A 19,822-nucleotide genomic window follows, 5' to 3' on the forward strand; every position below is an offset into this window, starting at 1 on the left:
CATGGCCCGCATCACCGTAGAAGATTGTCTGGAAGTCGTGAACAACCGTTTCGAACTGGTCATGATGGCGTCCAAGCGCGCCCGTCAGCTGGCCAATGGCGTCCAGGCCACCCTGGACAACAGCGAAACCGAAGACAAGCCGACCGTGCTGGCGCTGCGCGAGATTGCCGCCCGCAAGATCGACAACGCCCTGATCGACGAAGTCGAGAAGGCCGAGCGCGAGCGTGCCGAGCGTGAAGCACTGGAATGGGCCGCTGCCGAAGTCGTTGCCGACGAAGACATGTCCAAGAACGACGACTGATCGCCCACGCGATGCATCGTTGTTGACACAGACAGCCCGCCCTTGGCGGGCTGTCTGCATTTCAGGGCCGGGGCGCGGTCATGACGCAATAATTTGCCGTTATCACGTGGCTGGAATAGTCTTCAAGCCATGAATCCAGGCCCCACTGCCAAGGTCGCCTCGCCCCCCGGCGCGGCCGTACCCGACTATGTCCTCCAGCTCGAACGTGCGGCGCACTATCTGCCGCCGGAGCAGTTGCCGTTGCTGCGCCGTGCCTGGGAAGTGGGGGCCTCCGCGCATGCCGGCCAGACCCGCAAGTCCGGTGAGCCCTACATCACCCATCCGGTGGCGGTGGCCCAGGTGCTGGCCGAGCTGGGCCTGGACGTGGAAGCGCTGATCGCCGCGATCCTGCACGACACCATTGAAGACACCCCGCTGACCCGCGAGGAACTGGCCGCCGAGTTCGGCGAGGCCGTGGCCGAGCTGGTCGATGGCGTCACCAAGCTGGACAAGCTGAAGTTCCGCGACCGCCAGGAAGCGGCCGCCGAGAGCTTCCGCAAGATGCTGCTGGCGATGTCGCGCGACCTGCGTGTGATCATGATCAAGCTGGCCGACCGCCTGCACAACATGCGCACCCTGGGCGCGCAGAGCCGCGAAGCGCGTGGCCGGATCGCGCGCGAGACGCTGGAGATCTACGCCCCGATCGCACAGCGCCTGGGCATGAGCCTGGTCAAGAGCGAGCTGCAGAACCTGGGGTTCAAGGCGCTGTATCCGTGGCGTCACGCCATCCTGGAAAAACACATCCGCAGCCAGCCGGTGGTCCGCCGCGAGGCGATGGCGCAGGTGGAAGTGCAGCTGAGCCAGCGCCTGGCCAAGGAAGGGCTGGAACACCGCCTGGTCAGCCGCATCAAGACCCCGTGGAGCATCTACAACAAGATGCGCGACGAGAACAAATCCTTCGACCAGGTGATGGACGTGTTCGGCTTCCGCCTGGTGGTGCGCGGCGTGCCGCAGTGCTATCACGCGTTGGGTGCGGTACATGCCACCTTCAAGCCGCTGGACGGGCGCTTCCGCGACTTCATCGCGATCCCCAAGGCCAACGGCTACCAGTCACTGCACACGGTGCTGTTCGGGCCCTACGGTTCGCCGATCGAAGTGCAGATCCGCACCGAGGAGATGGACCTGATCGCCGAACGCGGCGTGGCCGCGCACTGGACCTACAAGTTCGGCGGCGACTCGCCCAACAGCGCGCAGAGCCGTGCGCATGCGTGGATCGTCGAGCTGATCGATTCGCAGCGCGCCGCGGGCTCCTCGCTGGAGTTCCTGGACAACGTCAAGGTCGACCTGTTCCCGGACGAGGTCTACCTGTTCACCCCGAAGGGCAAGATCCTCGCCTTGCCGCGCAACTCCACCGCCCTTGATTTCGCCTACGCGGTGCACACCGACGTGGGCAACATGGCCGTGGCCTCGCGCGTGGACAAGAAGCTGGTGCCGCTGCGTACCAAGCTGGTCAGCGGCCAGACCGTGGAAGTGATCACCGCACGCTCGGCCACACCCAAGCCGCAGTGGCTGGAGTTCGTGGTCAGCTCCAAGGCGCGTACCGCGATCCGTCACCAGCTCAAACAGCTTGAACACGAAGACGCCGTGCAGCTGGGCCACCGCATGCTGGACCGCGCGCTGGAGGCAATGGACAGTTCGCTGGAGCGGCTGCCCAAGGGCCGCCTGGACGCGTTCCTGGCCGAGCACCGCTACCCGCGCCTGGAGGCCTTGCTGGCCGAAGTGGCGCTGGGCAACTGGATGCCCAACCAGGCTGCGCAGGCACTGATGGCCTATGCCGAGCTGCGCGGCGGTGCGCATTCCAAGCATTCGCAGGAGAAGATCCTGATCAACGGCAGCGAGCGTGGCGTGGTCACCTTCGCCAACTGCTGCCAGCCGATCCCGGGCGACGACATCATGGGCTACCACACCGCCGGCAAGGGCATCGTGGTGCACCGCATGGACTGTCCGAACCTGGCCGAGCTGCGCAAGTCGCCTGAACGCTGGGTGCCGATCGGCTGGGACACCACCGTGTCCGGCGACTACGACACCTCGCTGGTGGTCGAGGTCGAGAACGGTACCGGTGTGCTGGCGCAGCTGGCCGCCGCGATCGCCCAGAGCCACTCCAACATCGAGCGGGTGGACTACCTGGACCGCGACTTCAACGCGGCCGTGCTGTGCTTCAACGTGCAGGTCCGCGACCGCAACCACCTGGCCGAGGTCATGCGCCGGCTGCGCCGTCTGTCGGTGGTGCAGTCGGTACGCCGTCAATAAACGGCAGCGCGGGGCAGGGCGCCCGCCGCGGAAACGCGGCGGTACAATGGCCGCTTCACTCTCGTTACCCGGAGCTTCCATGTCCCGTCAGATCATCACCAGCGACAAGGCACCGGCCGCCATCGGCCCGTACTCGCAGGCCGTGCGCGCCGGCAACACCGTGTATTTCTCCGGCCAGATTCCGCTGGACCCGGCCACCGGCGACATCGTCGGCGCGGGCGATATCGAGGCACAGGCGCGCCGCGCCTTCGACAACCTCAAGGCCGTGGCCGAAGAAGCCGGCGGCTCGCTGGACAAGGTGGTCCGCCTGGGTCTGTACCTGACCGACCTGGCCGAGTTCGCCAAGGTCAATGCGGTGATGCAGGACTACTTCCAGGCCCCGTACCCGGCCCGTTCCACCATCGAAGTTTCCGGCCTGCCGAAGGGCGCCAACTTCGAGGTCGACGCGGTGATGGTCATCGACTGACCCTCACGTGGCACGCAAGTCGGCGGTCACCCCGGCCCTGACGCCTTCCGGCGACGCCTCCCTGGCGATGCTGGCCGGTGTCGGCCCGGCCGTGGCCGCCAAGCTGGCGGCGCGCGGCCTGTCCTCGCTGCAGGACCTGTGGCTGCATCTGCCGCTGCGCTATGAAGACCGCACCCGGCTGACCACCATCGCCCAGCTCCAGCCCGGCATGGCCGCGCAGGTGGAGGGGCGGGTCAGCGCGGTGGAGCGTGGCTTCCGCGGTCGCCCGATGCTGAAGGTAGCCATCGAGGACGACTCGTACGGCACGCTGCTGCTGCGCTTTTTCCACTTTCGCGCCCAGCAGGTGGCGCAGTTCGCGGTGGGCGCGCGGGTGCGCTGCTATGGCACCGCCAAACCGGGCCAGCTCGGCCTGGAGATCGTGCATCCCAGTTACCGCGTGCTGGGCAGTCACGACGAAGACGAACTCGGCGACAGCCTCGACCCGGTCTATCCGGCCGTCGAGGGCGTCGGGCCGGCCACGATGCGCCGGTTCATCGGGCTCGCACTGGATCGCCTGCCCGACGAGGCCGCGCTGGAACTGCTCCCGCCCGACTGGCTGTCCGGGCTGGGTCTGCCGTCGCTGCGCGCCGCGCTGCTGACCGTGCACCGGCCCCCGCCGGATGCGGACCTGGCTGCGTTGGCCGCCGGCCGGCACCCGGCGCAACGGCGACTGGCCATCGAGGAACTGCTGGCGCACCACCTCAGCCTGCGCCGCCAGCGCATGGCGCTGCAGGCGCACCACGCGCCGTCGCTGCGCGGGCAGGGCGCGCTGGTCGAACGGCTGCGCGAGAGCCTGCCGTTCCGGCTGACCGGTGCGCAGCAGCGCGTGTACGAACAGATCCGCAAGGACCTGGCCAAGGCACACCCGATGCTGCGGCTGGTGCAGGGCGATGTCGGTTCGGGCAAGACCGTGGTCGCGGCGATGGCGGCGATGCTGGCGGTGGAGCGGGGCAAGCAGGTGGCGCTGGCCGCGCCGACCGAACTGCTCGCCGAGCAGCATCTGAACAACCTGCGCGGCTGGCTCGAACCGCTGGGCGTGCGCACCGCCTGGCTGGCCGGCAAGGTCACCGGCAAGGCGCGCGCCAAGGTGCTGGCCGAGGTTGCCTCGGGCGAGGCGCAGGTCGTGGTCGGTACCCATGCGCTGATGCAGGACAGCGTGGTGTTCAAGGACCTGGCGCTGGCCATCGTCGACGAGCAGCACCGCTTCGGCGTGCACCAGCGGCTGGCGCTGCGCGACAAGGGCGCCGACGGGCGCAGCGTGCCGCACCAGCTGGTGATGACCGCCACGCCGATTCCGCGCACGTTGGCCATGTCCGAGTATGCGGATCTGGATGTCTCGGCGATCGACGAGCTGCCGCCGGGGAGAACGCCGGTGCAGACCGTCGCGCTCAACAACGACCGGCGCCCGGAGCTGATCCAGCGCATCGCGGTGGCCTGTGCCGAAGGGCAGCAGGTGTACTGGGTGTGCACGCTGATCGAAGAAAGCGAGGAGCTCGATGCAACGCCGGCACAGGCCACCTTCGAATCGCTGCAGGCGCTGCTGCCGGGTGTGCGCGTGGGACTGGTGCACGGGCGGCTGAAGGCCAGCGAAAAACTTGCCACGATGGTCGCGTTCAAGGCCGGGGAAATCGACCTGCTGGTGGCCACCACGGTCATCGAGGTCGGCGTGGACGTTCCCAATGCGTCGTTGATGATCATCGAAAACGCCGAGCGCCTCGGGCTGGCGCAGCTGCACCAGCTGCGCGGGCGGGTCGGGCGCGGCTCGGCGGTGTCGCGTTGTGTGCTGCTGTACCAGGCGCCGTTGTCGAACATGGCGCGCGCGCGGCTGGAGACCATGCGCCAGACCAACGACGGGTTCCTGATCGCCGAGAAGGACCTGGAACTGCGCGGTCCCGGCGAACTGCTCGGCACCCGGCAGACCGGTCTGGCCGCGTTCCGCATGGCCGACCTGGCGCGCGACGCCGACCTGCTGCCCGGCGTGCACGAACTGGCCGAGCGCCTGCTCGCCGAAGCGCCCGCGGTGGCCGACACCGTGGTGCGGCGCTGGATCGGCTCGGCGGTGCGCTACGCGGCGGCCTGACGGGGCGCCAGCCCCCGCCTTGTATTTGTCATGACAGGGTGCGAAAGTCCCTTGCCGATTATCAAGACGGCAAAGATGACCAAGAAGATTCCGCTGCTGATCGACACCGATCCGGGTGTCGACGACGCCCTGGCCCTGTTGATGGCCTTCGCCGATGAACGCCACGCCATCGTTGGCCTGACCATCGCCGCCGGCAATGTCGGCCTGGACCACACGGTCCGCAACGCCCTGAAGCTGTGCGAAGTGGCTGGCCGCGACGACGTGCCGGTGTTCGCCGGTTCCGCCGATCCGCTGCTGCACCCCTCGGTGGATGCCGCCCACGTGCATGGCGCCGATGGGTTCGGCGACGTCAACCTGCCGCCTGCCGCCCGCACCGCCGAGGCCGAACACGCCGCGCTGGCGATCCTGCGCCTGTCGCACGAGTACGCCGGCGAGCTGTTCCTGGTGGCACTTGGTCCGCTGACCAACCTGGCGCTGGCGCTCAAGCTCGACCCCACCTTGCCGCAGCGTGTGAAGCGCTTCCTGGTGATGGGCGGGGCGGTGACCTGCCACGGCAACATCACCCCGGCTGCCGAGTTCAACATCGCCTTCGATCCGGAAGCGGCGCACGTGGTGTTCACCGGTTTCCCGCAGATCGAAGTGGCCGACTGGGAAGCCACCGTGGCCCACGGCCTGCTGCACAAGGACGTCGAGCAGTGGCTGGCTGCCGACAGCGACAAGGCCCGCTTCTACGAGCTGATCTCGCGCCAGACCCGCCTGTGGTCCGAAGACAGCCGCGGCGAGCGCTGGTTCGCCGCCGATGCCCTGGCGATGGCCTGGGCGCTGCAGCCGGAAGGGGCGATCCGGGTCGAATCGCGTCCGTTGAACATTGAACTGGCCGGTGTCCACAGCCGAGGTGCTACCATTGTCGACTGGAACCGCCAGACGGGGCAGCCGGACAACACCCAGCTGCTGATGGCCTACGACCAGGGGCGCTTTGAAGCCCAGGTCCGGGCCGCTCTCGGGGTCCGGTAAGGCCGCCACGGCGCGCCTGTTCATGTAGCGGTGGTCCCGGCTTGCCCTTGAAGGGCGCCGGGACTATAATGCCGCGCTTACGTTTTTCATATTCTCTACGGTGTGTCCATGAAGGCCGATATCCATCCGAACTACCGTGACGTCGTTTTTCAGGACGTTACCTCTGATTTCAAGATCCTGACCCGTTCCACCATGGCGACGAAAGAAACCGTGCAGTGGGAAGATGGCAAGGAATACCCGCTCGTCAAGATCGAAATCTCGTCCGCCTCGCACCCGTTCTACACGGGCAAGCACAAGGTGATCGACACCAGCGGCCGTATCGACAAGTTCCAGAAGCGTTTCGGCAAGCCGGCTCCGGCTGCTGCTGCCGAATAAGCGGTCGACGCTGCTGCACGAAAACAACGGTCGCCCAGGCGGCCGTTGTTTTTTTTTGCCTGTTTGAACCCTGCTGGCGAATGAACGGCAGTTCATAAATTGTCGCTGCGGCAGGAACGCAGTGTCCATCCCGGTCGCCCCGGCAGCCGCGAATGCCTGCTGGAGCGGGGCGTGCACGCCCTGCGTCTACGACTTCCGTCCTAGGGCGTGGCAAATGTTGCTGTGCGATAATGACGTGATCCACAGCACAGGCTGTGGACTTCCTTCACGTGCCTGCCCCATGCGCTTGGGTGGGCGCCTTCCCCTGAGGAGCGCACACAGTGTCCGATCTTGATCAGGTCACGCTCAACGCCGGCGACACGTCGGTTGTTCTGCCGGTCATCAAACCCACGCTTGGCAACGATTGCGTCGATATCTCGAAGCTGACCAAGGAAACGGGTCTCTTCACCTACGACTCCGGCTTCACCGCCACCGCCAGCTGCAAGTCCGCCATCACCTACATCGACGGCGACAAGGGCGTGCTGCTGTACCGCGGCTACCCCATCGAGCAGCTCTCGGAAAAGTCCAGCTACGTCGAAGTGGCCTACCTGCTGATCAACGGCGAGCGTCCGAGCGCCGAGCAGCTGAAGGCCTTCACCGATGAGCTGGCCGCCGAGGCCAACGTCGATGCATCGATCAACACGCTGATCGCCAGCTTCGCCAAGGATGCCCATCCGATGGCCATCCTGGCCGCCGCGATCGCGCAGCTGTCGGGCATCTACCACGCCTCGCTGGACCTGTCCGACGCCGAACAGCGCCGCCAGGCCGCCGTGCGCCTGATCGCCAAGGTGCCGACCCTGTCGGCGCTGATCTACCGCCACGGCAAGGGCCTGCCGGCCAACACGCCGGACACCTCGCTGGACTACGTCAGCCGCTTCCTGAAGCAGACCTTCGAGTCCGCCGACGGCCAGTACGACCTGAACCCGGACGTGGTCAAGGCGCTGGACCTGCTGTTCATCCTGCACGCCGACCACGAGCAGAACGCCTCGACCTCGACCGTGCGCCTGGTCGGTTCGACCGGTGCCAACCCGTATGCCTCGGTCGCCGCCGGCGTCACCGCGCTGTGGGGTCCGGCCCACGGCGGTGCCAACGAAGCCGTGCTGAAGATGCTGGAAGAGATCGGCTCGGCCGACAACGTCGAAAGCGCCGTGCTCAAGGCCAAGGACAAGACCTCCGGCTTCCGCCTGATGGGCTTCGGCCACCGCGTGTACAAGAACTTCGACCCGCGCGCCAAGGTCATCGGTGAGATGACCGGCAAGGTGCTCAAGCAGCTCGGCGTGCAGGATCCCCTGCTCGACGTGGCCGTCAAGCTGGAGCAGGCCGCACTGCAGGACGATTACTTCGTCGCCCGCAAGCTGTACCCGAACGTCGACTTCTACAGCGGCATCATCTACAAGGCGCTGCAGATCCCGACCGAAATGTTCACCGTCATGTTCGCCCTCGGCCGTACCTCCGGCTGGGTTGCGCACTGGCTGGAACAGCAGGTCGATCCGGAAATGAAGATCGGCCGCCCGCGCCAGGTCTACACCGGCCACGACGTGCGCGACTACCAGGGCTGATCGCCCCGACGTTGCAACGCAGAAAACGCCTCCGCAAGGAGGCGTTTTTTTTTGTGCATCGCGACCCATGTGTCGAGACCACTGGCGTCTCACGGTCCGTCCAGCGGATGTCCGGTGTCGACGTGCATTCGCGTCGCAACGGGTCGCGTCGGTCCCGGCATTATCTCCGTGGGTTGCGCCAGATAATATCCGGCGCGCAGGTCGTGGCCGATTCCGTCTGCGCAGGTGGGGCCATGGAGCCTGCGCGATGTCGTGTTCGACAGTCTGGAAAAACAGGCTTTTTTTCGCAGGAATGATAGGCGCGCATGACGACGCCGTGGTGAAAACCCACGTAGGAATCGGCGTGATTCGTACGTCGCGTGCGCGATGTCGCAGATGTACCTGTTATTGATGCATTTTAAGAATCGTTGCATGTCCAAATCACATTTCATTGACTAACGTGACCGCGCTGCTGGTACACCCCGTTCGTACGGCAGTGCTTCCACTACGGAGGCTCCTTAAATAATCAGAGAGAGAAACACATGTCGCATATCTTCAAGAAGGCCGCGCTTGCCGTGGCACTCGTCGGCGCCTCGCTGTCGGCAAACGCTGCAGTGGAAGCCAACATCACCGTGTGGGCCAACGTCGACCCGACCCTGTCCCTGCTCAAGGCCGATGGCACCGCCCTGCCGGATGCGGTGCAGCTGGTGTACCGCGCCGGTGGTGCCGGCCTGGCCCCGTGGAGCGAAGATGTGCGCATCTTCACCAACGACGTCGAGAAGGACGTCACCGTGCGTCTGGCCGCCGACGCGGTACTGCGTCCTGATCTGGCGGCCCCCGGTGCCCAGAATGTCGACCTGGCCGTGAGCCTCAACGGCCGTCCGCTGGATACCACCGCCATCGAATTCGCTGCTGCCGATCTGTTCGAGAGCGCGATTCCGGGTGCTTCGATCGCCATGCCGCTGCGCGTGCAGCAGAAGACCTCCGGTGAAATCAGCCACGCCGGTCTGTACAGCGGCACCGTCGCACTCGTCGTCGCCCAGAGCGCCGGCACCCTGTAATTCCTCCTACCGTGCCGGCCCGTGCGCGGGCCGGCCGGCTATCGGTTGTACCTCCCCTCATGTTGATACCTGCCCCCGCCCTTACCCGGCTGGCGATCGCGCTCGCCCTGACGTTGACCGTACCGGCCGTCCAGGCGCGGCCGGTGCCAGCCGGTTTCGAAGATCTCGCGACCGGCCAGGCCGAGCGCGTCGAGGTGCGCCTGTTCGGGCGCTCGGCCGGCCTGTGGTCGGCGTGGATCACGCTGGATACCGTGCAGCTGGACCAGCCGGTGCAGGTGCTCGATGCACTGGGCCTGCCGGCCGATGCGCAGGATGCGCTGCGCGCCGCGCTGGCGGCGCCGTTGCCACGCAACAGCCACCTGGCCTGCCCGTACGGCCAGCCCAATCCGGGCTGCGGCTGGATCGACAGCCCCGGTGACCCCGCGCAGGTGCACGCCATTTTCGACGAAGGCGAGGGCGTGCTGATGCTGTTCCCGGCACGCCAGTGGCTGCCGCAGCAGACGGCCGCGCCGTCGCCGTTCCACCGGGTCAGTGAGCAGGCGAAGAACGCACTGCTGCACCAGCAGACCATCAACGTCAGCGGTGGCGACGGCTATCAGGCGCTGAACATGCAGGGCAGCGGCGCGCTTGGCGTGCTGCGCAACGGACATATCGGCGGCAGCTGGAACTACAGCCGCCAGGCGCGCCAGGGCGCCGCGACGCATGACCGCTTCCACCTGGACGATCTCTACTACCGCCACGACCTGGCGCAGCGTCATTACCTGCAGCTGGGGCGCATGGACCGGCGCAATCTGTCCAGCCAGCAGGGCGGCACCTTCAGCTTCGGCATGCTGCCGCTGGACCGTTTCGAAGGGCTGCGCGTGGGCACCACGCAGGCCTATGTGGATGCCGACGCCAGTATCGCGTCCACGCCACTCACCGTGCTGCTCGGTCGCGACGCGCGCGTGGATGCGTTCGACGGCGACCGCCTGCTGCAGACCTTCTATCTGCAGGCCGGCGTCAACGACCTGGATACCCGCCGTTTTCCCGCCGGCACCTACACCGTCACCCTGCGCATCTACGAAGACGGGCGTTTCGTACGCAGCGAAGATGCGCCGTTCAGCCGCGGTGGCGACTGGTCCGACCGCAGCGTGCAGTGGTTCGTACAGGGCGGGCGGCGGCGTGCGCACAGCGCGCGCGAGCGCGACGCCACGGCCTTCGATACCGCGCTGCAGGCGGGGCTGCGCGTGCCGTTCGCGCGCAATTACGGCATGACCCTCGGCGTCGCCCGCGTGGCGGATACCGGCTACGGCGAACTGCGCCTGGAAGGCCGCCAGCGGCTGGGCGATCACGATCTGCAGGCGATGGTCAGTGCGATCAGCGGTGGCGACGGAAGTCACGGCATACAGCAGCAGCTGAGCTATCGCCACATCGCCTCGTGGAATCTCTACCGCCAGCGCGTGCGCGGCGGTGCGTGCGGCGCGAGTACCCCGCTGCAGCGTGATCGGTTCGGCTGCACCGATTCGCTCAGCGCCTCGGTGTCGGTGCCGTTGTTTGGCGGCAGCCTGTACCTGGGCCACACGCGGCGCCGCAGCCACTCCCCGGAGTGGACGCTGCCCGACGGCAGCGACGAGGCCTGGAACGGTCTGCCGCCCGGGCTGCTGCCGCCGTCCGTGCCCACGCTGCGCCCGGCGCAGACGGCGCGCAGCGTACAGGCCAGCTACAGCCACACCCGGCAGTGGCGCGGCCTGACCCTGGGCAGCCGCCTGGGCGTGTGGCAGCAGGACAACGATACCGGCAACGGCCTTGGCGCCTACCGCGATCGAGGTGTGTATCTGAACCTGACCGTGGCGCGGCTGCGGCGGATCGAGAATGGCAGTCTGCAGCAGCGCGTGGCGCTGGACATGCGGCGGCCGCAACACGGCGAGACGGACAACCGGCTGAGCCTGTCGCAGTCGCTGCGCCAGGAGCATGACGACGATGCCCGCGAGCTGAGCGGCGAACTGAGCGGACGCAATCAGGACCGCTACAACGCGCTGGTCAGCGCACGCCTCGACAACGCGATGGGGCAGACCGGCGCCGCCGTGTCGTACTACCGGCAACCCGGCGGCGGCGAGATGTCCTACAGCGTCAACCATTCCTCCGGTGTGGCGCTGTCCGCCCAGGGCCTGTTCTGGGGCGGCGCGTATGGTGCCGACGCCGGCGTGGCGGTCAGCGTGGGCGATGCGCAGGACCTGGATCTGCGCGGCGCGGCTGCGGAGGTCCGTGCCGGCAACAACCGCCGTCAGACGCTCGGCTTCGGCGAGCGCCGCCTGCTGCCGCTGGGCGGCTACCAGCGCCATCGCGTGGACGTACAGGACCTAAGTGCCCACGACAGCGAGGTTGCCGTGCGCGTCGCGCGGCTGGGCGCAGCGCAGCATGCGTTCCTGTCACCGGGCAAGGTGATTGCCCTGCCGATTGCACTGGAAGTGACCTACACCTTCATCGGCAATGCGCGCGACCTTGCCGGCGCACCGCTGGATGGCGCCCGCATCCTCAATGCGCCGGTGCCGTCGCTGGGCAGCGATGGCGGCTTCATCGCCGAGTTCCCGCAGCGCGAACCGGTGCTCTACCTGCTGCAGGCCGAGCGCCTGCTGCAGTGCCCGCTGACCGTGCGCGACCGCCGCAGCGTGGTGCTGCTGGTCGGCGACGTGCAGTGCGAACCGCTGGCGCTGGAGCGCCTGCCGGCGCCGATACGGCACCAGGCACGGGTGCAGCGGTTGTTGAACGAACTCACCCCGGTGGCGGCGCGACGCCAAAGCGAAACGATGGGAGAAGTGCGATGAAGATGTGGCTGGTTGCATGCGTGTTGTTGTGGAGCGTGTTCATCAGCGCGGAGGTGCATGCGCAGCGTCCACCGCTGACCACGCCGGCCACCGGCGTCATCACCACGGAGGTAACGCGCACGTTCGACCGCTCCGCGCCGGAAGCGCTGGAGCTCTGGTCGCGGCGCACGGTACTGGGCTACGGCGAAGTGGGGTTGAACTACGGAAAGATCCATCTGACCTGCACAGAGGATCCTGCGCTGGGACGGTGTCCTACGCACGATACGGGAGAATCTCCGTCTAGAAGCTTGTTCCCGCTTGAGTTCCGCGAACAACGAAGCGGTCAGCGCATCGATATCAACGTTACCGGCTGGTTGGAAAGGGCGGAGTGGGAGCGATTCTGCAGTGTCGACTTCTGGGACCAGCGAGAGTACCCGCTTTGGACATCTTTCCACGCCGAATGTCTGGTGCCGCCTAGCGGCACTGCAGCGGCTCTTGGCGTGCAACAAGAGGATGTGCAGAACCTTGTGGCCGGCCGCTGGCTGGCAGAACTCCATCTGAACCTTCGCATCGATCCGAACGGCCCCGTGATCGCCACGCACGTCTTCAAGTTCGACCTGACCATCACCGACCGCGACCGCACCATGATCTACCTGCCCGAGTTCGGTCTGGCCCCCCCGTTGGTCGGCCTCCAGCTCGACTATCGCCCGGTGCCGTATCCGGCCACCATCGGCGGCACCACGGTGCTGGACATGTGCCTGTACGACGGCATGGGTTCGCAGAGCGAATACCTGGCCATCACCGCACGCGACATGGGCCCGGCCGCCCCCGGCCGGCCGGACACGCAGTACTCGGTCTGGCACCGCGATGGCGGCCGTGACCCGCATGATCGCGTCGACTACCAGCTCACGCTTGCCCACAACGGGCAGCGCATCGCCCTGCGCAACAACGATGAAGTGCTGCTGCGCGGTATCGACACCGCCGAACTGCGCCTGGTGATGCTGCCCGACATGAACCAGTGGGTGTACTGCGTGCCCACCCCGCTGACCCTCGACACGCCCCGGGTACCCGCCGCCGACAAGCGCGAAGGCTACTACGAGGGCCGGCTCACGCTCGAGATGCGTCTGCCCACCACCCGCCTGTGACCCTCCGACTGGAACCCCGTCCGATGACCAAGACCTGCCTTGCCGGCGTGCTTCTGCTCGCCCTGTTGCCCGCCACCCCGGCGCTGGCCAACCTCAACGTCCACCCGATGCGCGTGCATGCCGAAGCCGGCAAGACCGCCACCGTGCGCGTGCATTCGCAATCGCCGCAGCCGCAGTACGTGCAGGCCACGGTGAAACGCATCCTGCATCCGGCGACCGAAGATGAGCAGGAAATCGACGAAGCCATCGGCGGCGCCACGGTGATGGCGGTAACGCCCGGCAAGTTCGGCCTGGCCGGCGGCGGCAGCCGTCTGGTGCGGATCATTCCGCTGCAGCCGGTCGAGGTGGAAACCGCGTTCCGCGTGTACTTCGAGGGTGTGCCGGGCCCCGACGACCGCGAGCCCGGCGTGGCCGTGCAGGGCACCAATGCCACGCTCGGCGTCAGCCTGGTGTGGGGCGTGCTGGTCAACGTGTTGCCCAGCGACGGTCGCGTGGAGATGCAGCTGGAGGGCAGCCGGCTGGTCAACCGCGGCACCTTGCGCCTGGGCGTCAATCACGTCCAGGACTGCGATGCCAATGGCGCCTGCACGCCCCACGAGGTCAAACGCAGCCTCTACCCCGGCGCGGCACTGGTGTTGCCGTTCGTGCCGCGCCCCGGTGGGCGCGTGGAGATCGATTACCGGCTCAGCCATGCCGGCTACCGCGACCACCGCCAGACCCTGCTGCCTTGAGCGCCGCGGCAACGCGCCGTGCCGCCTGTACCCCTTTTCCCAACCACGGAGTCTTTGATGAACCGTATCTACCGTTTGATCTGGAACACCACGCTGCGCTGCTGGTCGGTGGCCAGCGAGCACACCCGCTCGCGTGGCAAGCCGGCCTCGGCCACACGCGTGCTGGGCGCAGCCCTGTGCGCGGTGCTGGCGGGCCCGGCGCTGGCCAGCGAGGCGGTACCCGACCCTGGCGCAGCGCTGGAGACGGCGGTGGCAGGCGCTACCGATGCCGCAGCGTTCGACGACGCCGGGCAGGATCGCGATCCGCTGCCGGCCGATGCACCCGCTGCGACAGCCGTTGGCGCACGTGCGGCGGGCATCAACAGTCAGAACGTGCTGATCGGCGGTGGCTCGTCCGTCAACAGCACCCGCGGCGTGGCCATCGGCGTGGGGTCGACCACTGCCTTCGACGGCGTCGGCATCGGCGCCAACGCCAAGGCCAATGCCGGCGGGGTGGCGATCGGCATCGATGCCGCCACCAGTGCCGGCAGCGGCGGTACGGCCATTGGCAGGAATGCACGGTCCGACGCACAGGGCGGCACCGGTGCGGTGGCCCTCGGCATGAACAGCTACGTCGGTGCGAGCGGCAACAGTGCCATCGCCATCGGCTCCAGCGCCCGCGCGGAAGGCTCCCATGCCACGGCACTCGGTGCAGGGGCGCAGGCGTCGGGGAGCACGTCACTCGCACTGGGCAACAACGCCAAGGCACCGGCCAGGGGCGCGATCGTGATCGGCGACGGCGGCACGCTGGCCAATGCCAATGCGAGCCACGCCATCGTCATCGGCAGTGGCGCGCGTTCCGGCGGCTACGATGCCGGCATCGCCATCGGCCAGAGCGCGGTCACCGACGGCTCCGGCAAAGCGGTTGCGCTGGGTGCCCAGGCCAATGCCAGCCACGGCAACGCGGTTGCGCTGGGCGCCGGCTCGGTGACCACCGCCACCAACCAGGTGTCGGTGGGCAACGCCACCACCAAGCGCAAGATCGTCAACGTGGCCGACGCCGCATTGAGCACGACCAGCACCGAGGCGGTGACCGGCAAACAGCTGCACGCCACCAACCAGAACGTGACCAGTGCCACCAACACGGCCAACGGCGCGCGCACCACCGCCAACGATGCACTGGCCAAGGCCACAGCGGCCAGCGGCCTGATCAGCCAGACCGCGGCCAACGGCAACGTCCGCCTGGGCGGCAGCAACACCGGTACCACGCTGGATGTACGCAACCAGTCCAACGCCAACCGGCGCATCACCGGGCTGGCCGATGGTGCGCTGAGCACCAGCAGTACCGAAGCAGTAACCGGCAGGCAGCTGCACGCCACCAACCAGAATGTGGCCGGTGTCACCACCACGGCCAATGCCGCCAAAGCCCAGGCCGACACGCTTGCGGCGCGCCTGTCGGCGCCTTCCCTGGCGTTCGGGGCTGAGGCGCTCGCTGCTGGCGATGGCGCCGTGGCAATCGGTCGCAAGGCCAGTGCGCCGGCCAAGGGCGCCATCGTGATCGGCGATGGGGGCGGGCTGGCCAACGGTAATGCGTACCATGCCGTCGTGATTGGTACCGGGGCCCACTCCGGTGGCTACGCCGAGGGAGTGGCGATCGGCCACGGCGCCATCACCGGTGGACGCGGCAAAGCGGTGGCACTGGGCGCGCAGGCCACGGCAGACCATGCAGGTGCCGTGGCACTGGGCGCAGGTTCGACCACCCAGGCTGACAATCAAGTCTCGGTGGGCAATGCGAGCCTCAAGCGCCGCATCGTCAACGTGGGCGACGGTACGTTGAGCAACACCAGCAGCGAGGCGGTCACCGGCCGGCAACTGCATGCCACCAATCAGAATGTGAGCGCGGCGACCACCCTGGCCAACACCGCGCACAGCATCGCCAACGACGCACAGACCAAGGCCAACGTACTCGGGGGGCTGCTAAGCCAGAGCGCCGGCAATGGTGACGTCCGCGTGGGCGCCAGCAACACCGGCGCTGCGGTGGACATGCGCAACCAGTCAAACGCGAGTCGTCGGGTGACCGGCGTCGCCGATGCGGCGCTTGGCACCGGCAGCACCGATGCCGTCAGCGGCCGCCAGCTGCACGCGACCAACCAGAACGTCACGGCGGTGACCGCCACCGCGACCGCGCTGACGGGTCTGGTGGGCCAGACCACAGCGGGTGGCGACGTGCGCCTGGGCGCACAGAACACCGGCACCACGCTGGACGTGCGTAACCAGGCCAACGCCAACCGCCGCATCAGCGGCGTGGCCGATGGCGTGGTGAGTGCCAGCAGTGCCGACGCGGTGAGCGGGCGCCAGCTCAACACCACCAACCAGAATGTGACGGCGGCAACCACGCTGGCCAATACCGCGCACACCGTCGCCAACAGCGCACAGACCACGGCCAACGACGCACAGTCCAAGGCCAATCTGCTGGGCGGCCTGCTCAGCCAAACCGCCGTCAATGGCGATGTCCGACTGGGAGCCGGCAACAGCGGCGGCATGCTGGATGCGCGCAACCAGAACAACCAGGCTCGCCGGATCCGTGGCGTGGCGGAGGGCCTGCTGAACGCCACCAGCGACGAGGCCGTCAGCGGCCGCCAGCTGTTCGCCAGCAATGCACAGATCACCCGCAACCGCGAGGATATCGACAGCCTGCGCAGCGACTTTGCCGACTTCGACCCGGATCTCAGCGGTGTCGTGCGCTTTGACGAGGAGGGCAATGTGAGTCTCGATGGCGGGCGTATGGTCGCGCTTGCCGAGGGCGACCTGAGTGCGGGCAGCCGTGAGGCCGTCACGGGCGGGCAGCTGTTTGTCACCAATACGCAGGTGGCCGAGCACGGCGTGCAGATCGCTGCCACCCGGACCGATCTGGACGCGCTGCGGACAGACTTCGACAACTACGCGCCCGATCTTGGCGATGTGGTGACGTTCGATGCGGACGGCAACGTGAATCTCAAGGATGGGCGTCTGGTGGCCGTCGGCGACGGTGAGATCGCTGCCGGCAGCCGTGAGGCGGTCACTGGCGGGCAGTTGTTCGAGACCAATGCGCGGGTGTCGGTGCTGGAGGAGGGCAGCAAGTATGTTGTCGTGGGATACGACGAATACAGTGCGGCCGCCCAAGCCGGTATTCTGGCCACGGCGGTGGGCAGTGACACCAAGGCGATGGGGGAAGGAGCGACCGCGATTGGTAGTTTTGCCCAGGCACGGGGTAAAAACTCTGTTTCTTTGGGCCGAGCCGCGTTGGTACACGAAGGCGCTGAAGATGGCTTTGCATTGGGCGCGCGCTCCCAGGTTCACGTCCGCAATGGTGTTGCCCTTGGCGGAGGTAGTCAGGTGCGCCCGGGGGCTACAAACAGTGTGGCGTTGGGGCACGATTCCCTTGCCTCCGGGGTCAATGAGGTCTCTATCGGACATTCGAGTCTCAAGCGTCGCGTCACCAATGCAGCCAATGGCATCCAGGCACACGACCTCACCACCGTCAACCAGCTCGCTGGCGTGGTCAACGCGCTCGGCGGCGGCGCCGGCTTTGCGGCCGACGGCAGCGTGATCGCGCCGTCGTACAGCGTGCAGGGCATGGCGCACGGCACGGTCGGTGATGCGTTGGGCGCGCTGGATGCCGAGGTGACCGGCACGCAGCACGGCCTCGACGCGGTGGGCGAACGCCTGCACGCGCTGGACCAGGCCCGTGCGTCAGCCGATGCCACCGCCGTCCGCTTCGACGCCGACCGCAGTGCGGTCGATTTTGGCGGCGCCCGTCTGGTCAATGTGGGGGACGGCGACATCAGCTTCGCAGGAAGCCGCGAAGCGGTGACCGGCGGTCAGTTGTTTGTGACCAATGAGCGGATTTCCGGGTTGGAGGAAAACAACCGGTATGTCGTGGTTGGGTACGATGAGCTCAGCCTGCCTGCTCAGGCAGGTCTGCTCGCCACTGCGATGGGAAGTGATACGTACGCCTTGGCTGAGGGCGCTACTGCAATCGGCAGTTTCGCGCAGGCAAGGGCCAAGAACTCTGTATCGCTGGGCCGTGCCGCGTTGGTACACGAGGGCGCCGAAAATGGGTTTGCATTGGGCGCGCGGTCCCAGGTGCACGTTAGCAATGGCGTTGCGCTTGGCGGTTCAAGTCAGGTCCTGCCTGGTGCTGACAACAGTGTCGCGTTGGGGTATGGATCGCTCGCAGACGGTGCCAATCAGGTGTCGCTTGGCCATGTGAACCTCAAGCGTCGCGTCACCAATGCCGCCAATGGCCGGGACGCAAGCGACCTCACCACCGTATCCCAGCTCCGCAGCGCCTTCGCCGCGCTCGGTGGCAACATGGCGATGGATGCCAACGGCAACATCATCGCGCCGGAGTTCCATGTCCAGGGCCAGCGTCTGGCAACGGTCGGCGATGCGCTGAAGTCGCTCGATGGCGCGGTCATCGACAATCGCCGCGATCTGGCCAGCATCGACGCGCGCTTCAATCGCCTGTTCGACGACACCGGCACGCGTGACGATGGCGCCGGCCAACTGCGCCTGGGTGGCGAGTACGGCATGGTGCTCGGCAACGTGGCCAACGGCATGATCGCGCCGGGCAGCCGTGATGCGGTCAACGGTGGGCAGCTGCATGCGGTGCAGGAGCAGATCAACGGCCGCATCGATGGCCTGCAGTCGCAGATCGACGGGCCGACGGCGGCCGACAACCGGCAGGCGTCGGTGGACGACACCGCAACCGGCGAGGCACCTGCCGATGCGCAGGTACCGGAGACACCGGCCAAGGACGCGCCGGCCGTGGCCTCGGCCGACGCGCCCACGCCGGGCCCGAAGGCCGATGATCCGCCGCCGCCGGTGGACTCGCGTGCGGTGGACGAGGCGGTCAACCAGGCCAATGCGTATACCGACCAGGCGATGGCCGGCGTGGACCGCAAGCTGGACCGCATGGACAAGCGCCTGAACCGGATGGCCGCGATGGGCAGCGCGCAGGCGGCGATGGCGATGAACACCGCCGGCCTGAACACCTACAACCGCCTCGGTGCGGGTGTGGGCCATGCCGAAGGCGAGTCGGCGCTGGCCGTGGGCTACCAGCGCGTGCTCAACGAGCGCGGCTCGGCCACCTTCAGCCTCAACGGCGCGTTCACCAACAGCGGCGAACGCACGCTGGGCGTCGGCTTCGGCGTGGGCTGGTAAGTCCTGCGGCAGGGGCGGCGCCGTCTGGCCGCCCCGGTTGATCAACGCCCCGTGCGGTTCGCCGCACGGGGCGTTTTCGTTTCCGCGTCACCGGTCTCGGCGGGCGCTCAGGCGCCGCCGAGGTAACCGTCGATCTCGTCCTGGCTGAGCAGATCGCGCAGCTGGGCCTGCGAGGCGCGGCGCATCGGCTTCTCGTCGATGGCCGACAGCGGCGGCTGCCGCAACGCGTCGTAGGGCAGCACCGCGATGTCGAAGGTCAGGTCTTCGGCGCTGAACACCCACACCGGCACGTCGAGGTTGCGCTCGCGGTCCAGCCGCAGCCGTCGCGTGCGCGATTCGGCCGGGATGCCGTGTTCCTCCAGAAAGCGCTGCACCGCGTCGGTATCGTCGCTGTGCACCTGCACCTGCACGGGGCTGTTGGTGTCGGCGGTGCCGTCCAGCACCGGGCCACACAGACGCGGCGCGAAGGCGTGCAGGAAGTCCATCGCGCGCAACGCGGCTTCGCGTCGCTGGCGCAGCTGGGTGCCGTGGTCGGCGCCGGCGAACAGGCGCTGGTACTCGCGCAGCGCATCCTCGATCTCGGCGTTGCGTGGCAACGACGCGTCGTCGTGGATGTCCAGCCGTGCGGCGGCCTTGAGCTTGGCCTGGTGGTAGTCGCGGATGCCGCCCTCGGCCATCAGGCGGGCGGCTTCATGGGCAAGCCGGTGGCGGCGCTCGCGGGTCTGGGTGGCTGCATGCTGACGGGCTCGATGCATGACCGTGCTCCTGGGCGACCTG

13 protein-coding genes are annotated in these 19,822 nt (G+C 67.5%); 12 read left to right on the plus strand and 1 reads right to left on the minus strand.

Annotation, left to right across the window (positions count from 1 at the left end; all coding sequences use genetic code 11):
• Window position 1: 1 nt before the first annotated feature.
• From rpoZ to ACO6VK_RS00395, 12 genes are all read left to right on the plus strand, one after another.
• Window positions 2-301: a DNA-directed RNA polymerase subunit omega gene (rpoZ, locus tag ACO6VK_RS00340; RefSeq protein ID WP_005410877.1), complete on the plus strand. Its 300-nt coding sequence runs from the start codon at window positions 2-4 to the stop codon at window positions 299-301.
• A 129-nt stretch (window positions 302-430) separates the two neighbouring features.
• Window positions 431-2,590, plus strand: a complete 2,160-nt coding sequence (locus tag ACO6VK_RS00345; protein WP_411852000.1) for a RelA/SpoT family protein — start codon at window positions 431-433, stop codon at window positions 2,588-2,590.
• Window positions 2,591-2,669: 79 nt separating this feature from the next.
• A complete protein-coding gene (locus tag ACO6VK_RS00350; protein WP_422504923.1) occupies window positions 2,670-3,056 on the plus strand; it encodes a RidA family protein in 387 nt (128 codons plus the stop codon).
• A 7-nt stretch (window positions 3,057-3,063) separates the two neighbouring features.
• A complete protein-coding gene (gene recG, locus ACO6VK_RS00355; protein WP_422504924.1) occupies window positions 3,064-5,175 on the plus strand; it encodes an ATP-dependent DNA helicase RecG in 2,112 nt (703 codons plus the stop codon).
• Window positions 5,176-5,250: 75 nt separating this feature from the next.
• Complete coding sequence (locus tag ACO6VK_RS00360; protein WP_422504925.1) at window positions 5,251-6,189, plus strand: nucleoside hydrolase; 939 nt, start codon at window positions 5,251-5,253, stop codon at window positions 6,187-6,189.
• 108 nt (window positions 6,190-6,297) lie between these two features.
• Entirely contained in the window at window positions 6,298-6,564 is a 267-nt protein-coding gene (locus tag ACO6VK_RS00365; protein ID WP_017356718.1) for a type B 50S ribosomal protein L31, read from the plus strand.
• A gap of 320 nt (window positions 6,565-6,884) precedes the next feature.
• Complete coding sequence (locus tag ACO6VK_RS00370; protein ID WP_422504926.1) at window positions 6,885-8,162, plus strand: citrate synthase; 1,278 nt, start codon at window positions 6,885-6,887, stop codon at window positions 8,160-8,162.
• A gap of 521 nt (window positions 8,163-8,683) precedes the next feature.
• Complete coding sequence (locus ACO6VK_RS00375) at window positions 8,684-9,202, plus strand: CS1 type fimbrial major subunit (protein ID WP_422504927.1); 519 nt, start codon at window positions 8,684-8,686, stop codon at window positions 9,200-9,202.
• Window positions 9,203-9,261: 59 nt separating this feature from the next.
• Entirely contained in the window at window positions 9,262-12,006 is a 2,745-nt protein-coding gene (locus ACO6VK_RS00380) for a TcfC E-set like domain-containing protein (RefSeq protein ID WP_422504928.1), read from the plus strand.
• Window positions 12,003-13,130: a CfaE/CblD family pilus tip adhesin gene (locus ACO6VK_RS00385; RefSeq protein WP_422504929.1), complete on the plus strand. Its 1,128-nt coding sequence runs from the start codon at window positions 12,003-12,005 to the stop codon at window positions 13,128-13,130. The genes ACO6VK_RS00380 and ACO6VK_RS00385 overlap by 4 nt, the downstream gene beginning before the upstream one ends.
• Before the next feature lie 23 nt (window positions 13,131-13,153).
• A complete protein-coding gene (locus ACO6VK_RS00390) occupies window positions 13,154-13,861 on the plus strand; it encodes a fimbria/pilus periplasmic chaperone (protein WP_422504930.1) in 708 nt (235 codons plus the stop codon).
• Between the two features lie 57 nt (window positions 13,862-13,918).
• Window positions 13,919-19,045 (plus strand): ESPR-type extended signal peptide-containing protein, encoded by a 5,127-nt coding sequence (locus ACO6VK_RS00395; protein ID WP_422504931.1) that lies wholly within the window; start codon window positions 13,919-13,921, stop codon window positions 19,043-19,045.
• Window positions 19,046-19,152: 107 nt separating this feature from the next.
• On the opposite strand, the gene ACO6VK_RS00400 is transcribed toward ACO6VK_RS00395, so the two are convergent.
• Complete coding sequence (locus ACO6VK_RS00400; RefSeq protein ID WP_422504932.1) at window positions 19,153-19,800, minus strand: hypothetical protein; 648 nt, start codon at window positions 19,798-19,800, stop codon at window positions 19,153-19,155.
• Window positions 19,801-19,822: the final 22 nt, after the last annotated feature.

The organism is Stenotrophomonas sp. GZD-301 (assembly GCF_049310345.1).
GTDB lineage: Bacteria > Pseudomonadota > Gammaproteobacteria > Xanthomonadales > Xanthomonadaceae > Stenotrophomonas.